This window comes from Variibacter gotjawalensis, assembly GCF_002355335.1.
Taxonomy (GTDB): domain Bacteria; phylum Pseudomonadota; class Alphaproteobacteria; order Rhizobiales; family Xanthobacteraceae; genus Variibacter; species Variibacter gotjawalensis.
Genome location: NZ_AP014946.1, coordinates 1,521,157 through 1,537,250, shown reverse-complemented (window position 1 = coordinate 1,537,250; position 16,094 = coordinate 1,521,157). Strand labels below are relative to the sequence as shown.

Sequence of the window (16,094 nt, the reverse complement as noted above, 5' to 3'; positions counted from 1 at the left end):
CAACGGATCGGGAAACGCGCGAGCACTGCCGGCAGACGCCGGTGACTGATATCTACGACTCGATACGGCATATTTTGGGCGGCTGCTTAACAAGCCGTCAACGTGGCGGCTTGCCGATTAAGCTTTCTCGGGCGCACCGCCTTCATCAGCCACAGCAACCGGCTCTTCGGCAGCCGCGACCTGGTCGCCCTTCGGCTTGACCATGAATTGGGCGCGCGCCAGTCCCGCGAAGATGCCCTCTTGCGCAACCAGCTCGTCGAAGGTGCCGCTTTCGACGACGCGCCCTCGCTCGAACACGAGAATGCGCTTCGCGTTACGGATCGTCGCCAAACGGTGCGCGATGACGAAGGTGGTGCGATTTTTCATCACCTCGTCGAGCGCGGCTTGAATCTTGACCTCGGTCTGGGCGTCGAGCGCGCTGGTCGCTTCGTCGAGGATGAGGATCGGCGGATCTTTCAACAGCGCGCGCGCGATCGAGAGACGCTGGCGTTCGCCGCCCGAGAGCGAGCGGCCGCGCTCACCCACCGTGGCGTTGAATTTTTCGGGGTTGCGCTCGATGAAGTCGAGCGCCTGCGCACGCGCCGCGGCATCTCGGAGTTGCGCGTCGGTCGCGTCCGGTTTGCCGACGCGCAAGTTGTCGGCGATCGAGCGATTGAGCACGAGCGCTTCCTGGAACACGACGCCGATATTCTTGCGCAGCGCGCCGAGCTTGATGCCGCGAATGTCCATGCCGTCGATCGACACCGAGCCGGATTGCGGATCGAAAACGCGGTGCAACAAGGCGATCGCGGTCGACTTGCCGGCACCCGTCGAGCCGACGAGCGCAATCGTGTCGCCGGGCAGCACCGTGAAGCTGACATCGTCGATCGCCGGGCGCTTGCCGTCGTACGAGAAGGTCACGTCCTTGAATTCGACGAGGCCGCGCACGCGGCCCGGATCGACGGCGTCCGGGCGGTCGCGCACCGGCTCGTAGTCGAAGACATCGAAGAACTCGCGCAGACGCGGCGCGCTCATGAACAGCGCGTTGGTGAAGCTGACGACCTGTTCGAGGCGCAAGATCAGCATCGCGGCAAAGTTGACGAAGGTGACGATCTCGCCGACCGTCGCAAGGCCCTGGAAATACAGCCACGTGCCGAGCACGAAGATCGCGAGAATCGTCAACGTGGTCGAGGCTCTGGTCGCCACCGCGACGACCGCCCACCACGACAGCACTGGCATCTGCGCGGAGAGCAGCTGGCCGGCGAGATTGCGCAGGTCCTGCACCTCTTGCTCGATGCGCGCGTAGCTCTGCACCAGCGCGACGTTGCCGAGCGTGTCGGACGCGCGTTCGGCGAGAGCCGAGTAATGTCCTTCGACGTCGGTCTGCATCGCATGCGTCTTGCTCACCACCATCGCGGTGAGTGCAGCGAAGATGACGCAAAGAATAATCAGCAAGCAGCCGAGCCGCCAGTTGATGAAGAGCGACAAGGGCATCAGCACGAGCACCGCGATGAAGGCGGCGAAATGCTCACGGAAAAATGCGATCCACAGCTGCCAAAGCGAATCGGTGCCTTGCAGCATCACCTTCATCAAGCGGCCCGAATGAGTCTGGCCATGATAGGCGAGCGGCAACTGCAGCACGTGCTCAAAATAGTCCGTCAGCACCGCTTGGCGGCGGCGATGCGACAACCGATCTGCCTGCAGCGAAACCCAGGTCGAGCAGACGATGGTGAAGAGGCCGAAGCCGACCCACATCGCGAGCAGCGGCGTCAGGCCGCCCCACTCGAGCTTCGTCGTACCGGCTTGGGATTTGGACAACGCATCGACGATGCGGCCGAACAGAACGGGTTCGGCGAATTGCGCGATCGCGAGCAACACGTTGCCGAGCGCGAGGAACCAGCCGAGCCGCTTGTCGCTGCCCAGCATGTCGAGCACACGCAGGTAAACTCGGAACAACGACATGACGCCCCCGGCTTCTTGCGGTCAGGTATGCCGCATCAAACCCGCGATGGCTAGTCTGGTTGCTTGGCCATCCTAGCGCGCCGTCAGTTGGGACTTGATCGCCGCGACCATGCGCTCCGGCGGTGTTCCGGGCGGGAAGATGCCGAGATACTCGCCGTTTCGTCCCATCAGATAGACGAACGACGAGTGATCGATCGTGTAGCCGAGCCCATCTCCGGTCTGCGTCTTCGCGTGATAGACGCGATACGCGGCCGCCGCGGCCGCAATCGCGGTCTTATCGCCGGTGAGCCCGATGAGCTTCGGGTGGAACATCTTGACGTATTCGGCGAGGTATTCGCGGCTGTCGCGCTCGGGATCGAGCGTGACGAAAATCGGCTGCACGCCGCCCGCCGCTTCGCCGAGACCGTCGAGCGCGAGACCCATGGCCTGCAGATCGGTCGGGCAAATGTCCGGGCATGACGTGAAGCCGAAATAGACGAGCATCAGGCGCCCGCGGAATTCGTCGTTCGTGCGCTCGCGCCCTTCGGTGTCGATGAGTTTGAACGGACCGCCGATCGGCTCCTTGCCCCACATCACGGCGTCCATGAGTTCGGCCGCCGTGCGGGTGGAGGCGTCTTGGGCGTGGGCCGGCGTCAGCCAGAGCAACGCTGTAACAACGCCAAGCAAGCAGACGCGTAAGATTGGAATCCCGTCATGGCCCGGCTTGTCCGGGCCATCCACGTCTTTCTTATTCGCCCCACAGTAAGTCGTGGATGGCCCGCATGAAGCGGGCCATGACGAACGAGATATTGGTCTGCGTGGCAGCGTCACGCGCCGAACGTGAACTGGCTGCCGGTCGTCGAGGGCAGCACATTGCCCGGCATCTGCGCCTGCACTTCACGAACGAAATTACCGCCTGAGCAGTGCATCGGGATGACAACGTCCGGTTCCAGCTTCCTGATCTCGGCAACGATACTCTTGAGGTAATCCGGCGGAGCCGGGCCGAGATGGAATCCGCCGACGATCGCGTGCACCTTCTTGATCCCGGACACTTCCTGCGCCTGCAGCACCGAATTGACGATGCCGGCATGACCGCAGGACGAGATCACCACGAGACCCTTGTCTTTGATATTGAAGCACGTCGCGTGCTCGTGGATGTGCTCGTCCGGCACGACTTTGCCTTGCAGTTCGGCCGCCGTGTAGTGGCTCGCATCGCAGCCGAGGCCGTCCTTGATCTCGAACTTCACCTGCGTGTTCGGCAGCACGCGTTCGACGGAACGGCGCGCGATCTTGCCGGTCGTAAAGGCATGACCCGACACGACTGTCGGATTCTCGGCGAGCACCGTCGTCACTTTGTGCGCGACGAGATCGCGGCGATCGAGCACGCCGAAGTCGAGCAGCTGATTGGCCGACCCCGTGAAGCGATGACAGAAATTATCCTCGCCGCCCGCATAGAGCTTCAGGTCCGCGGGCAGCGCGCTGCGATACTTATTGAGGAAGCCGGCAAGGCCGCCGAAGTGATCGTAGTGACCGTGGCTCACGATGAGCGCGCCGATTCTCTTGATGTCGACTTTGAGGAGATCGATGTTGTTGAACAGCGCTTCAGGCGTGTAGCCGAAATCGAGCATGATCGTCTTCGCGTCGTCGCCGCGCACGGAGTCGAGGAAAAGCGAGAGACCCCATTGATTGTGCAGCGTGAGGCGATAATCCGGGCCGCGGCCGGAACCCGGCGGCAGATGCTTGACGCCCTGCACTTCGGCGGGACGCAGAAACTGATCGTGACTTGAATCGACGAGCACGCGCATCGTCAGCTTGTCGATTGTCGGCACCTCGATCGGTGCAGCATCCGCGATCTCGATACACGTAAAACCACCCGCTAACGCGGCGCCGCCAAGTGCGGCAGAACCTTTGAGGAATTCGCGTCGGCCGAACGTCATCGCCGTCTCCTCTTATTGCCAGCCGCTTCCGACGGCTTTGCGCGAACCTTACTCCTCGGCAGAAAAAAGAACATAGCCCTTTAAAAGAAAGCAACGACACCGTCGTGGCGCAACATGCGGGCGAGCAAACGTCATCACGCTGCGCCGCGCGCGGAGAAGAATTTGCCTGTGCCGTTTCGCGCGCCGAAACGGCCTCTGGCGAAAATATGAACCGCGGACAACGCGTTACGGGTTGTGCACGCACGCCGCATCGCCGAATATCGGCGCAGAGAATAAAAACAGGAGGGAACATGAACCGCCGTCATTTCGCTTTGGCGACCGTCGCGCTCGCCGCCGCGCTTGCTGCACCTGCGCATGCGCAAAATTATCCGACCAAGCCCGTGACCTTCATCGTGCCGTGGCCGGCCGGCGGCTCGTCCGATCTCGTGATGCGCGCGCTCGCCGAAGCGACGCAGAAGCATCTCGGCCAGCCGCTCGTCGTCGAAAATCGCCCGGGTGCGTCCGGCACGCTCGGGCCGGCACAGATGGCGGCGACCGCGAAGCCGGACGGCTACACGATCGCGCAGATGCCGATCACGGTCTTTCGCCTGCCCTACATGACGAAGACCACCTTCGACCCGACCAAGGACTTCACCTTCATCGCGGGCCTCACCGGCTATACGTTCGGTGTCGTCGTGAAGAAAGATGCGCCGTGGAAGGACTTCAAGGAGTTCCTCGCCGACGCTAAGGCGAACCCTGGCAAGATCAAATACGGCACGCCCGGCACCGGCACCTCCCTGCATATCGGCATGGAACAGATCGCCAAGCAGGCGGGCGGCATCAAGTGGACGCAGGTTCCGTTCAAGGGTGGCGCCGAGACGAACGCCGCCGTGCTCGGAGGCCACGTTCACGCCGTCGCCGACTCGACCGGCTGGGGCCCGCTCGTCAACGCCGGCGAATTGCGCCTGCTGGTGACGTGGGGCGCGACGCGCTCAAAGAACTGGCCGGACGTTCCGGTGCTGAAAGATCAAGGCATCGAGCTTGTCGCCAACTCGCCGTATGGCGTCGCGGGGCCGAAAGGCATGGACCCGAAGATCGTGAAGGTACTGCACGACGCTTTCGCGAAGGGCCTGCAGGAGCCGAGCTACAAAGCCGCGCTCGACAAGTTCGACCAGGAGCTCTTCTACCTGAACACCGAGCAGTATCAGAAGCACGCGGCCGAGCAGGTCGAGGAAGCCAAGAAGCTGGTGCAGGATCTCGGCCTGAAGACGAACTGATCGCATGCGCACCGCCGATCTTCTATCCGCACTGTTTTGGCTGCTGGTCGGCGCGTTCATCACGTGGTCCGGCTGGGACCTGAGGCTCGGCACGCTTGTCGATCCCGGTCCCGGCTTCATGATTTTCTGGGTCGGCCTAGCGATGACGGCGCTTTCCGCCGTCGCGCTCGGCTTCGCGATGCGCGAGCCGGTCGGCGCGGGGTTAGCCGCGCTGTGGAACGACACGCGCTGGCACTACATCCCCTACGTCGCGGTGCTGCTCGCGCTCTACGCTTACTTCCTGCCTTGGCTTGGCTTCCCGATTGTCACCGTGCTGCTGCTGCTCGTGCTGTTCCGCACGGTCGAGCCGCAGGGCTGGCTCGCGTCGATCGCGGGCGCGCTGATCACCACCGGGATCACGTGGCTCGTCTTCGCGCGATGGCTCGGCACGCAGTTGCCGCTCGGCAGTGTGTGGGGAAGCTAACCCGATGGATATCTTCTCAAATCTCGCGCTCGGGTTCGGCGTCGCGCTGCAGCCGATCAACCTGCTCTACTGCTTCATCGGCGTCTTCATCGGAACGCTGGTCGGCGTGCTGCCCGGCATCGGCCCTGTCGCCGCGATGTCGCTGCTGCTGCCGGTGACATTCAACGCGACACCGGAAGCCGGCATCATCATGCTGGCGGGGATCTACTACGGCTCGATGTATGGCGGCTCTACCACGGCCATTCTCGTCAACATTCCGGGAGAGGCCGCGTCCGTCGTCACCTGCCTCGATGGCCACGAGATGGCAAAGCGCGGACGCGCCGGCCCAGCGCTCGGCATGTCGGCAATCGCGTCGTTCATCGCCGGCACTTTTGCTGTGCTCGGGCTGATGCTGGTCGCGCCGATCCTCGCGCGCTTCGCCGTGAAGTTCGGGCCGACCGAATATTTCTCGCTGATGGTGCTTGGCCTTTCGATCCTTACGTATCTGTCGCACGGGTCGATGATCAAAGCGCTGATCATGGCGTGCATCGGCCTGATCCTCGGTCTCGTCGGTCTCGATTCGATCTCGGCGGTTGGGCGCCTGACCTTCGATAAGATGGAGCTGGTCGACGGCATCGGCCTCGTGCCTGTCGTCATGGGGCTGTTCGGCGTCGCCGAAATCTTCGTCAATCTCGAACAGAAAATGTCGCGCGAGCTCGTGCGCGAAAAGGTCACCGGTTTGATGCCGACCCGCGAAGACTGGAAAGCGAGCGCAGGCCCGCTGACGCGTGGCTCGCTGCTCGGCTTCCTGCTCGGCATTCTGCCGGGCGGCGGCGCCGTGATTGCGTCGTTCCTTTCCTACGGCATCGAGAAACGCATCTCGAAGACGCCGGAGCGTTTCGGCAAAGGCGCCATCGAAGGTGTCGCAGGTCCGGAAGCCGCGAACAACGCGGCGGCGGGCGGCGGATTCATCCCGCTGATGACGCTCGGCATCCCGCCGAATGTCGTGATGGCACTGCTGCTCGGCGCGTTCATTGTGCACGGCCTGCAGCCCGGCCCGCTGTTGATGACGCAGAGCCCCGGCGTGTTCTGGGGCATCGTTGCGTCCATGTATATCGGCAACATCATGCTGCTGATCCTCAATCTGCCGATGATCGGGTTGTGGGTTCAGGTGCTGAAAGTGCCGTACAAGATCCTCTTCCCGATGATCCTTTTGTTCTGCCTTATCGGCGTCTATTCGCTGTCGAATTCCGTGTTCGATCTCTACGTGATGATAGCCTTCGGCATCCTCGGCTATCTGATGCGCAAATTCGGCTACGAGCCGGCGCCACTCGTTCTCGCCTTCGTGCTCGGGCCTTTGATGGAGAACAATCTGCGCAAGGCGCTGATCCTGTCGGACGGCAGCTTCTGGGCGTTCGTCGCGCGGCCCTTGTCGCTCACGTGCCTCATCGTCGCGTTGGTGATCTTGCTGTCGCCGCTGCTGCCGCGCTTGCGCAAACGCCGCGAAGAGGTCGCGCTGGAGGAGGCGCGCTAGCTTGGCAGCGCCGCCAGCGCCTTCTCGAGCAAATCGACCCATCCGGTTTCGGCAGGCCCGAGTTGGCCGAGTGCCGCAAGCGTGCGTGCAATCTCGAGTGCTCGCGCCAACCGCTCGCGCGGCGCATCGCCGACGCTCGCGAGCTGATAAAGCGCTATCGCGGTTTGCTTCTGCCATTCGGCTTGCTCGGGCTCGCTAGCCGCCATGCGCTCTGCGGACGCCAGCATCGTCGATAGTGGCACGGCGGCGTCTGCGGAGTTGCCCGCCATGACGAAGGAGTTCGCGATTTGCTGAAGGGCACGATGCCACTGCAGTCGCGCACGCGCATTCGCGGGGTCCGCTTCGGACACGCGGCGCGTATCTTCCTCGGCGCGCGTACGGAATAGCATCGCGCGATCGAAGCGCTTTGCGGCTTCTTCCGCCGCCGCCATGTTGGCGAAGATGAAATATAGATCGTCGTGCGCGCGCGTATCGAGAGCGGCGCCCTGCTCTGTCGCGACGGCGCGCTCGCGGATGGCGAGCGCCTTGGCATAAACCTCAAGAGCGGCATCGAAGTCCTTCAGCGCGGCAAGCGCTAACCCCAGCCCCTCGTAACTGATCGATAGATTGCGCTGCAGGAAGGCATTGTCGGGGTCGGCGGCGCAGAGCTTTTCGGCAACCGCGATCCCGCGCTTCAAATAGGGTACTGCCTCGCCCGTGCGCGCCGCAGCCGCGAGCGTCGCGGCGACGCGATTGAGCACGAATTGAAGATCCGTCTGCCACTGCGCATTCGATGCGTCGAGCGCCGCAAGCGCTTCTGTTGTATCGAGCGACTGCAGATATGTCGCCAGCGCCGCATCGGCTTGTCCGGCTTCGGCAAGCGTCGCGGCGAGACGATTGAGAACTACCGCAAATCCACGGCGGTGACGTCCGTTCATCGCATCCGCATTCATCAGGCGTTCGCTGATCGCAGCGCTGACGCGGAAGTTCTCAATCGCGGCATCTTTCTCTCCGATCACGCTTTGCGTGTCGGCAACGCGGGCAAGGCCATTGGCAAGGTCTTCCTGCCAGAGCGCATTGGCCGGGTCGAGCGCGGCAAGCTTCTTCCGAATATCGAGGCTGCGTTGATAAGAGCCGAGCGCGTCGCGCGGTGTATGCAGTGCCGTCAGCGCGTCGCCGACCCAGTTCAGGCTGATCGCGAAATCTCGCTGTTGTTGAACGTTATCCGGCGCAGCGAGCGCGAGCTTCTCGTTGATCGTTAGCGCGCGTTCGAGGTGCGGCAACGCCTCCTTGGCCTGGCGCATTTTGAGCAGCATGTCGCCGATGCGATGCAGGCTGACCGTGATGTCGTTTTGCCGCGCCGCATTGGCGGGATCGCTCTTCGCCAATCGCTCGCGTACGGCGAGGCTCTTGCGATACGCGGCGAGTGCCTCGTCGTAGCGCCAGCCGCGGGCAAGCGCGTCGGCGAGCCGATCCGTGATGACGGAAAGATCACGCCCCGCCTCGATGCTGTTCGGATCGCTCGTGGCAAGACGCTCGCGGATCGCGGCGCTCTTGCGATAGGCATCGAGGGCTTCTTCGAGACCTTTCGTCTCGCTCAGCATGTCGCCGATCTTCTCGAATGAGACGGCAAGATCGCGCTGCGCGAGGGCGTCCGCCGGGTTTCCGTTCGCGTAGTCTTCGACCGTTGCGTGGGCGCGGCGGAAATATCGCAACGCCTCGTCGCGGCGGCCGACGACAGCCAGGATATCTCCGATCTGGGCCAGTGTGATCTCCAGATCGCGTTGCAGCTGGCGCCGGGTTGGGTCGGCTGCAAGCAGTTTCTCGACGAGAGCCAGCGATGCTTCATGTGCCGTCAACGCATCGTTGCGTCGGCCGAGGCGCTGCAGTGCAGATCCGACCTTGTTGTGCGCTACCGCGAGTTTGCGCTGCCACTGCGCGTTCGCTGGGTCGTTCGTTGCGAGGCGCTGCATGATATCGCGGGCGGCCATCGCGGTATCCAGCGCGGCTTGCGTCTCATTGAGGTCGAGCAGCGTCGTCACGAGGAGATCGAGCGCGGACGACGCGCTATCGAGCAAGGCCGGCGATGTCTCGCCGCTGCCGATGAGCTGCTGCTGCAGATCGCGTGCCTTATCGAGAATGCGGCGGACGAGATCGGACGGAATGCCGACGCGATCCTTGAACTCGATCGCAAAGTCGCGCACGAGCGCGTTTGCGGTCTCGGTCGCGGCCGACAGGGCGAGCTCGGCGCGGTCGCGCTGCGCGCGCGCAATCCGCTCTTGCCGCACCGCCTCTGTCCACTGCCATGCCGCCAACGCAGCAAGGGCGAGCAACACGACCGCGGCCGACGATGCAATCGTGAGTGCGCGCTTCTGCTGGCGGAGTTCCTGGCCGAGTCTTCCTTCGGCATGCCGTGGATCGCGGCAGCGAGATCGGCGGCGGCTTCGACAAATTTCGTATCACTGCGGTCCGGCGCATCGCGATGACCGCGAAGATCAATCCACTTCGGTTCGGCGCGGAATTTGCCCCGCAGCAGCGCCGGCAATGGTGTCCGGTCGTCCCAGCGGAAATCCAGCGCGGCTTCGTCCCAAACAAGATCGCCGTCGGTGACGGCGAGCAGCATCGTGTCGACACTCTTGTGTTCGAGCCACCACGCCACCTCCATGCCGCACCATTTCGACGCTGCGAATTGCGGCGAGAGCAGCAGTACGATGGAGCGCGAGCGGTCTAGCATCTGCTCGAGCGTCGGCCATAGCTCGGGCGTCGCGGCGAGCGATGTATCGTCGCGGAAGATGCGCAGCGCGCGGCGGCGATACCACGGCTTGCCAAGCGCCTGCATCACGCCCTGCAACGCAGAAGCGACGGGCTTATCCTTGGCGTGACTGTAGGAGATGAACGCGTCGTAGAGGGCCGTCATGGGACATCCGGTGGCGCCGCTGCCGCGATCCTACCGCAATTTTATCCGCTTGGTCATGTACCAACATGGCTGAAGTTTAACTCGGCGTTGGGTCCCGCCGGATATAAAATGTGCGCAACTGTGAGGATGGAGATGGCTCTCGATCGTCAAGCAACTGCGGCACTTGCACTCCACCGCTTCGGCTTCGGCCCACGCGCCGGCTCGCTGAAAGCGATCGCGACCGATCCGCGCGGTGCATTGCTCGCGGAACTCGACAAGCCTGGCGCCGGGCAGATCAATGGCCAAGGCTTGCCGACGAGCGCGGAAGCCGCGCGCGCCATTTTCGATTTCCAAGCCGAACGCCGCGCGGCCGAGGCTCGCGACAAGAGACGGCAGGAGAATCAGGGCGCTGCTGCGACGCCACCTGTTACGGCCCCCGCCCCGATGGCCGAGCCGCCGCCCGGTCCCGCTCTGCCGCAAAAGCTGTTCCAGCAAGAAGTCCGCGCGCGCACCGATGCGGTGCTCGCGTCCGAGACCGGCTTTGTCGAGCGTTTGGTTTGGTTCTGGTCGAACCACTTCTGCGTTTCGGTCGATAAAACGCAAGGCCGCTCGGGCGGCTACGAGCGCGAAGTGATCCGTCCGCACGTGCTCGGCCGCTTCGCCGACATGCTGCAAACGTCAGCGCTGCATCCCGCGATGCTGCTTTATCTCGACAACGCGCAATCGATCGGGCCGAATTCCGTCGCGGGCATCAACCGCGGGCGCGGGCTGAATGAGAACCTCGCGCGCGAAATCCTCGAGCTGCATACGCTTGGTGTCGACGGCGGATACACGCAGGACGACGTCACCAACTTCGCCAAGGTGCTCACCGGCTGGACGATTCTGCCGATCGACAGCGACCCGGATCGCGGCGGCGAAGTCACCTTCATCAAGCGACGGCACGAGCCCGACGCGAAGATGATCCTTGGCCGAAGCTATCCGGAGGCTGGCGGCGACGAAGCGCGCGCCGTGCTGCCAGATCTCGCGCGCCATCCGAACACGGCACGCCATGTCGCGCGCAAACTCGCGCGGCATTTCGTTTCCGATACGCCGCCCGACGCGCTGGTGCAGCGCCTCGCCAAACGCTTCCGCGACAGCGACGGCAATCTCAAAGAGGTTGCGAAAGCGCTCGTCACAGCGCCGGAAGCGTGGGACGAGAAGCGCAGCAAGATCAAGAAGCCGGCCGAATGGGCGATGGCGATCCTGCGCAGCACCGGCTTGCAGCCGGAAGTGCCGCGCATCGTACAATCGCAACAGCTGCTCGGCGAGCCACTGTGGCGACCGCCGTCGCCGAAGGGCTTTCCGGACGATGCGGCCGCGTGGATGGACGGACTCGCGCAGCGCCTCGACATCGCGAATGCTTTCGGCCGCCGCGTCGGCGAGCGGCTCGAACCTGCCGCGCTGCTCGACACCGCGCTTGGCTCGCTCGCGTCGGCGGACACACGCCAAGCCGTCGCGCGCGCCGAGAGCCGTCAACAGGCCATCACGCTCGCGCTGATGGCGCCCGAGTTCTTGAGGAGATGACGATGCACGCCGCGACACGCCGCGAATTGCTGCTCGCCTCCGGCGCATTATTCGCCTGGGCCTATATGCCGAAACTCGCGCAGGCCGAGGGGCGCGATCCGCGCCTTCTCGTCATCGTGCTGCGCGGCGCGCTTGATGGGCTCGCCGCCGTCGCTCCGGTCGGCGATCCGGATTGGATCGCGCTGCGCGGCGAGCATGCGCTGCGGCTCGACACGCAGACGCCGGCGCTGCGGCTCGACAATTTCTTCGCCCTCAATCCCGCGATGCCAAATTTCCACCGGCTCTACCAAGCCGGCCAAGCGACCATCGTGCACGCGGCCGCGACGCCGTATCGCGAGCGCTCGCACTTCGACGGACAGGACATTCTTGAAAGCGGCCAAATGCGCGCAGGTGCGGTCGACACCGGCTGGCTCAACCGCGCGCTGGCGGCGCTCGAGCCCGGCGGGCGTGCCAATCCGGGCGGGCGTGAAGCCTTCGCGGTCGGCCCAGTTACGCCGCTGATCGCGCGAGGGCCGGCGCGCGTTCTGTCCTGGACGCCGCCGCGCCTGCCGCCGACGAGCGACGAGACGCTGATGCGGCTGCTCGATCTTTATCGCCACTCCGATCCGCTGCTGGCGCGCGCGTTGGAAGAGCGCGTCGGGCTCGCTGCAATCGCCAAAGCCGGTGAGATGCAGCCGCCGCAGCCGGGGGCCCCGCGCCCCGGCGGCGCCGCGCAGGTGCGCGCCTATTTCGCCGAAAGCGCCGGCACCGCGGCGAAGTTTCTCGCCCGGCCGGATGGCCCGCGCATCGGCGCGCTCGCCTTCGATGGCTGGGACACACACGCGGCCGAGGGCGCGATGAACGGCCGCCTCGCGTCGCTTCTCGGCGCGCTCGACGGTGCGGTCGCGGCGATCGAGACCGAGATGGGCGGCGCGTGGAAGGACACCGTGGTCGCGGTGATCACCGAATTCGGCCGCACGGCGCGCATCAACGGCACTGAGGGCACCGACCACGGCACGGCGACGACCGCCCTGCTCGCAGGCGGCGCGCTCAAAGGCGGCCGCGTGATTGCGGATTGGCCGGGCCTCGAGGTCGCGAACCTGTTCGAGGGCCGCGATCTGAAGCCGACGACGGATCTGCGCGCCGTGATGAAGGGCTTGCTTCGCGATCACGTCCGCGTCGATGCGAAAGCGCTCGGCACAAAAGTGTTCCCAGGCAGCGAAAACGTCAAACCGCTCGATGGGTTGGTCTAGCGAGTCGGCTTCTGCGCTGGAACCCACAGCATTGATGAAATCGACACTGATGCGTCGGATTCAGCGCGCTCCCTCTCCCGCTTGCGGGAGAGGGTTGGGGTGAGGGCAAGCGGCACGCTCAGAGTTTGAAGCTCCCCGCACCCGGCTGCCGCCACCCTCTCCCGCAAGCGGGAGAGGGACGCTAGAACCGCCTGGCTGTTGAACTAAGGCCAGCTCGGCACGAACGTTTACTCCGCCGCCTCTTCCGCCTCGGCACCGGCATCGATAAAACCACCGGACTGACGTCGCCATAGCGACGCGTAGTGGCCGCCGGCGCGCAGCAATTCGGCATGCGAGCCCTGCTCCACGATACGGCCGTGATCCATGATCACCAGGCGATCCATCTGCGCGATGGTCGAGAGGCGATGCGCGATCGCGATCACGGTCTTGCCGGCCATCAGCGTTTCGAGACTCTGCTGGATCGCCTGCTCGACCTCGGAGTCGAGCGCGGAGGTTGCCTCGTCGAGCACCAAGATCGGCGCGTTCTTCAGGATCACGCGCGCAATCGCGACACGCTGGCGCTGGCCACCGGACAGCTTCACGCCGCGCTCGCCGACCTGTGCGTCGTAGCCACGACGCTGCCGATAGTCTTCGAGGCCGGTGATGAACTCGTGCGCATGCGCGAGTTCGGCCGCGCGCGCGATCGCGTCATCGTCCGCGTCGGGCTTGCCGTAGCGAATGTTGTCGCGGATCGAGCGATGCAGCAGCGATGTATCCTGCGTCACAACGGAAATCTGCGCGCGCAGGCTCTCCTGCGTCACCGCGGAAATATCCTGGCCGTCGATCAGGATGCGCCCGCTCTCGACATCGAAGAAACGCAGCAACAGATTGACGAGCGTCGACTTGCCGGCACCGGAGCGGCCGACGACGCCGATCTTCTCGCCGCCGCGCACGGTCAGCGAGAAGTCCTTGATGACGCCGACCTCGCGGCCATAGCCGAAGCTGACATCCTCGAACTTGATCTCACCCTTCGACACGGCGAGTTCGCCCGCGCCGTCGCGATCCTGCAGCGCAATCGGACGCGCGATCGCCGTCATGCCTTCCTGCACGACGCCGATATTCTCGAAGATCGCCGTGATCTGATACGCGACCCAGCCGGCCGCGCTGATGATCTGCCACGCGAGCGGGATCGCCATCGCGACTGTGCCGACGCCGACCGTGCCGCGCGACCACAGCCACAACGACAGCGCCGCAACGCTGGTGACCAGCGCGGCATTCAGCGTCGAGAGGCAGTAGCTGAACAGCGTGTTCATACGCAGCGACGCGTGGAACGCGTTCGTGTGTTCACCGATCGCGTCGCGCACGTAGCGGTCTTCGTTGCGCGCGCGGGCGAACAACTTCACGGTCAGAATATTCGTGTAGGTGTCGACGATGCGGCCGGTCAGCATCGAGCGCGCTTCCGACACATTCTTCGAGCGATCGCGCATGCGCGGCACGAAAAGGCGCAGCAGCACGCCATACGCCGCGAACCACAGGAACACCGGCAGCGCGAGCCATGCATCAGCGGCGGCCAGCAACACGATCGCGCTGGTGCCGTAAACGAGAATGTACCAAACGCCGGTGATCAGCGCGACGATGCTTTCGCGCAAGGCCGGCCCGGTCTGCATCACCTTGTTGGCGATGCGGCCGGCGAAATCGTTCTGGAAGAACGCCCACGATTGGCGCGCGACGTGCCAATGCGTCTGCCACCGGATCAGGTTCGTAAGGTTCGCGGCGATTGCCTGATGCGCGAATAGGTTCTGCACGAGGATCGCGGCCGGGCGCGCTATCAGCACGACGATCGCCATCGTGATCAGCAGCGCGCTGTGGTCAGCGAATAACTTTTCGGGCGTCGAACTCGTCACCAGCGTGACGATGCGGCCGATGAAAACCGGAATCGTCGCGTCGAGCAGCGCGACCGTGAAGCCGGCAACGAACAGTGCCGCGAAGAGCCCCTTCGCCTGCCGCGCATAGTGCCAATAGAACGCGACAAGACCCGAAGGCGGTCCGCCTTGCGGGTCGAGTTGCGTCGGGTGCAACGCCTTTTCGAAAATCGCGAACATTGTGCGGCTCATACACAGCGCGGACGCGGACGCGCGCGCGGAAGTGCCGCGCGGTTGGCCGTCGTTCGCAGAATGGATGGCGCCGCTTAAGCGGCCTTCATGGCTGCTTCGTGACGCTCGTTACTTCTGCAGGACTTCTTCGGCTGCGGTGATCAGCCCGTTGTCAGCATTCTTCGTGCAGTACTCGCCCATCTTGGCGATGGCTTCCTTCATCTTATCGAAGTCGACAATCGGGGATGCGTCTTCGTCGCTGTAGTAGCCCTGCAGCCACATCATGATGAAGGCGATGTTCTCCGGACCCGAGGTCATGAACTCCTTGCACTTCACGGTGGAGAGATCGAGCTTCTGAGCCGAGGCCGGCGAGGCCGACATCAGGGCGGCGGCGACGAGCGACAGAATTGCGAGTTTCTTCATTGTTTTTCCTCTCTAGCGGGAGAGGTACTATAGGGCCGCGTTTCATGAGGTGGCCAGAGCTGGCTCGGCTGTCGGGCGGCGTATTTTCCCGTCAACCTTAAGGGCGGTCACGCAGAAGCCGGAACGGCCGGGGCAAAGCATCGTTGATCGTCGGGGAGCTTCAACTCGCGCATCCAGGACATAAACATGCCATCCCGCGTCGTCGGCATCGACCACCTCGTCATCCGGGTTTCCGATTTCGCAAAGTCGAAGGCGTTCTACGGCGCCCTGTTCGACTTCCTCGGTTTCAAAGTGCTCGACGAGTACACGGGCATGATCGGCTGGACCAACGGCAAAACCCGCTACTGGATCAGCGAGGCAAAGTCCGGCGCGCGGAAGTTTCGCGAGGGCGATGTCGGCTTCCATCACTATGCCTTCCAGCTGCGCAGCCGGAAGGATGTCGATGCGCTGGGCGCTTTCCTCGAAAAGAAGAAGGCCGAAATCGTCGATCCGCCGGACGAATATTATGAGGATTATTACGCGGTTTTCTTCCGCGACCCGGACGGGCTCAAGCTCGAAGGCATGCGCTACGGCGAGATGACCGAGAAGAAAAAGCGCGCACGGCAACGAAAGGCGAAGAAATAGCCGCTCATAATGCGGGTGGCGTTCGGTCACCGCCGCAATGTTGCTGCAAAAAAATTGTCACGCTGGTGTGAAGTTGCCGGCCAGGGGACACAATGGGCCGGATGCCGGGCAGATAACGGGGACGATAGCGGTTACGGGCGCAGCGATGCGTGCGCGAACCGCGGACGGGCGGCTCCTCACCAACGGCGAGCCGCGACTTCATGGGGCAAAGGAGAT

At 64.0% G+C, this 16,094-nt stretch carries 13 protein-coding genes and 1 pseudogene; 7 read left to right on the top strand and 7 right to left on the bottom strand.

Translation table 11 applies throughout. The features are described from left to right. Positions 1 to 117: 117 nt before the first annotated feature. From GJW30_RS07410 to GJW30_RS07400, 3 genes are all read right to left on the bottom strand, one after another. Complete coding sequence (locus tag GJW30_RS07410; RefSeq protein WP_096353658.1) at positions 118 to 1,941, bottom strand: glucan ABC transporter ATP-binding protein/ permease; 1,824 nt, start codon at positions 1,939 to 1,941, stop codon at positions 118 to 120. A gap of 72 nt (positions 1,942 to 2,013) precedes the next feature. Beyond that, positions 2,014 to 2,661, bottom strand: a complete 648-nt coding sequence (locus GJW30_RS07405; RefSeq protein ID WP_245408684.1) for an SCO family protein — start codon at positions 2,659 to 2,661, stop codon at positions 2,014 to 2,016. An 86-nt stretch (positions 2,662 to 2,747) separates the two neighbouring features. Continuing rightward, positions 2,748 to 3,857: an MBL fold metallo-hydrolase gene (locus GJW30_RS07400; protein WP_096353655.1), complete on the bottom strand. Its 1,110-nt coding sequence runs from the start codon at positions 3,855 to 3,857 to the stop codon at positions 2,748 to 2,750. A 290-nt stretch (positions 3,858 to 4,147) separates the two neighbouring features. Here GJW30_RS07400 and GJW30_RS07395 point away from each other — a divergent pair, with 290 nt between their 5' ends. Genes GJW30_RS07395 through GJW30_RS07385 form a run of 3 tightly spaced genes read left to right on the top strand, consistent with a single transcriptional unit; the run spans position 4,148 to position 7,089 of the window. Then, positions 4,148 to 5,113, top strand: coding sequence for a tripartite tricarboxylate transporter substrate binding protein (locus GJW30_RS07395; protein ID WP_096353652.1), 966 nt, complete (start codon positions 4,148 to 4,150; stop codon positions 5,111 to 5,113). A gap of 4 nt (positions 5,114 to 5,117) precedes the next feature. Next, positions 5,118 to 5,576 carry a tripartite tricarboxylate transporter TctB family protein gene (locus GJW30_RS07390; protein WP_096353649.1) on the top strand — a complete coding sequence of 153 codons (459 nt, stop codon included), beginning with the start codon at positions 5,118 to 5,120 and terminating at the stop codon, positions 5,574 to 5,576. A 4-nt stretch (positions 5,577 to 5,580) separates the two neighbouring features. Next, positions 5,581 to 7,089, top strand: a complete 1,509-nt coding sequence (locus tag GJW30_RS07385; protein WP_096353646.1) for a tripartite tricarboxylate transporter permease — start codon at positions 5,581 to 5,583, stop codon at positions 7,087 to 7,089. Here the strand turns inward: GJW30_RS07385 and GJW30_RS07380 are convergent. Further along, a complete protein-coding gene (locus GJW30_RS07380; protein WP_130364789.1) occupies positions 7,086 to 9,356 on the bottom strand; it encodes a tetratricopeptide repeat protein in 2,271 nt (756 codons plus the stop codon). The two genes, GJW30_RS07385 and GJW30_RS07380, sit on opposite strands and share 4 nt — an antisense overlap. Before the next feature lie 125 nt (positions 9,357 to 9,481). Here GJW30_RS07380 and GJW30_RS22825 point away from each other — a divergent pair, with 125 nt between their 5' ends. Beyond that, positions 9,482 to 9,799 carry a hypothetical protein gene (locus tag GJW30_RS22825; protein WP_166743027.1) on the top strand — a complete coding sequence of 106 codons (318 nt, stop codon included), beginning with the start codon at positions 9,482 to 9,484 and terminating at the stop codon, positions 9,797 to 9,799. Here GJW30_RS22825 and GJW30_RS23190 read toward each other — a convergent pair. Further along, a pseudogene (locus GJW30_RS23190) lies at positions 9,761 to 9,907 on the bottom strand (hypothetical protein); the annotation flags it as partial. The gene GJW30_RS22825 and the pseudogene GJW30_RS23190 sit on opposite strands and share 39 nt — an antisense overlap. 210 nt (positions 9,908 to 10,117) lie before the next feature. Between GJW30_RS23190 and GJW30_RS07370 the strand changes: the two are divergent. Continuing rightward, on the top strand, positions 10,118 to 11,527 hold the full coding sequence (locus GJW30_RS07370; RefSeq protein WP_096358707.1) for a DUF1800 domain-containing protein: 1,410 nt from the start codon (positions 10,118 to 10,120) through the stop codon (positions 11,525 to 11,527). After that, positions 11,524 to 12,759, top strand: a complete 1,236-nt coding sequence (locus GJW30_RS07365; protein ID WP_096353639.1) for a DUF1501 domain-containing protein — start codon at positions 11,524 to 11,526, stop codon at positions 12,757 to 12,759. Before GJW30_RS07370 ends, GJW30_RS07365 begins: the two co-directional genes overlap by 4 nt. 227 nt (positions 12,760 to 12,986) lie before the next feature. Here GJW30_RS07365 and GJW30_RS07360 read toward each other — a convergent pair whose 3' ends face one another. Together GJW30_RS07360 and GJW30_RS07355 are read right to left on the bottom strand one after the other, a co-directional pair. Beyond that, a complete protein-coding gene (locus GJW30_RS07360; protein WP_096353636.1) occupies positions 12,987 to 14,840 on the bottom strand; it encodes an ABC transporter ATP-binding protein in 1,854 nt (617 codons plus the stop codon). A gap of 120 nt (positions 14,841 to 14,960) precedes the next feature. Beyond that, positions 14,961 to 15,254 carry an HdeA/HdeB family chaperone gene (locus GJW30_RS07355; protein ID WP_096353633.1) on the bottom strand — a complete coding sequence of 98 codons (294 nt, stop codon included), beginning with the start codon at positions 15,252 to 15,254 and terminating at the stop codon, positions 14,961 to 14,963. Between the two features lie 186 nt (positions 15,255 to 15,440). Between GJW30_RS07355 and GJW30_RS07350 the strand changes: the two genes are divergently transcribed. Then, a complete protein-coding gene (locus GJW30_RS07350) occupies positions 15,441 to 15,878 on the top strand; it encodes a VOC family protein (protein WP_096353630.1) in 438 nt (145 codons plus the stop codon). Positions 15,879 to 16,094 lie beyond the last annotated feature (216 nt).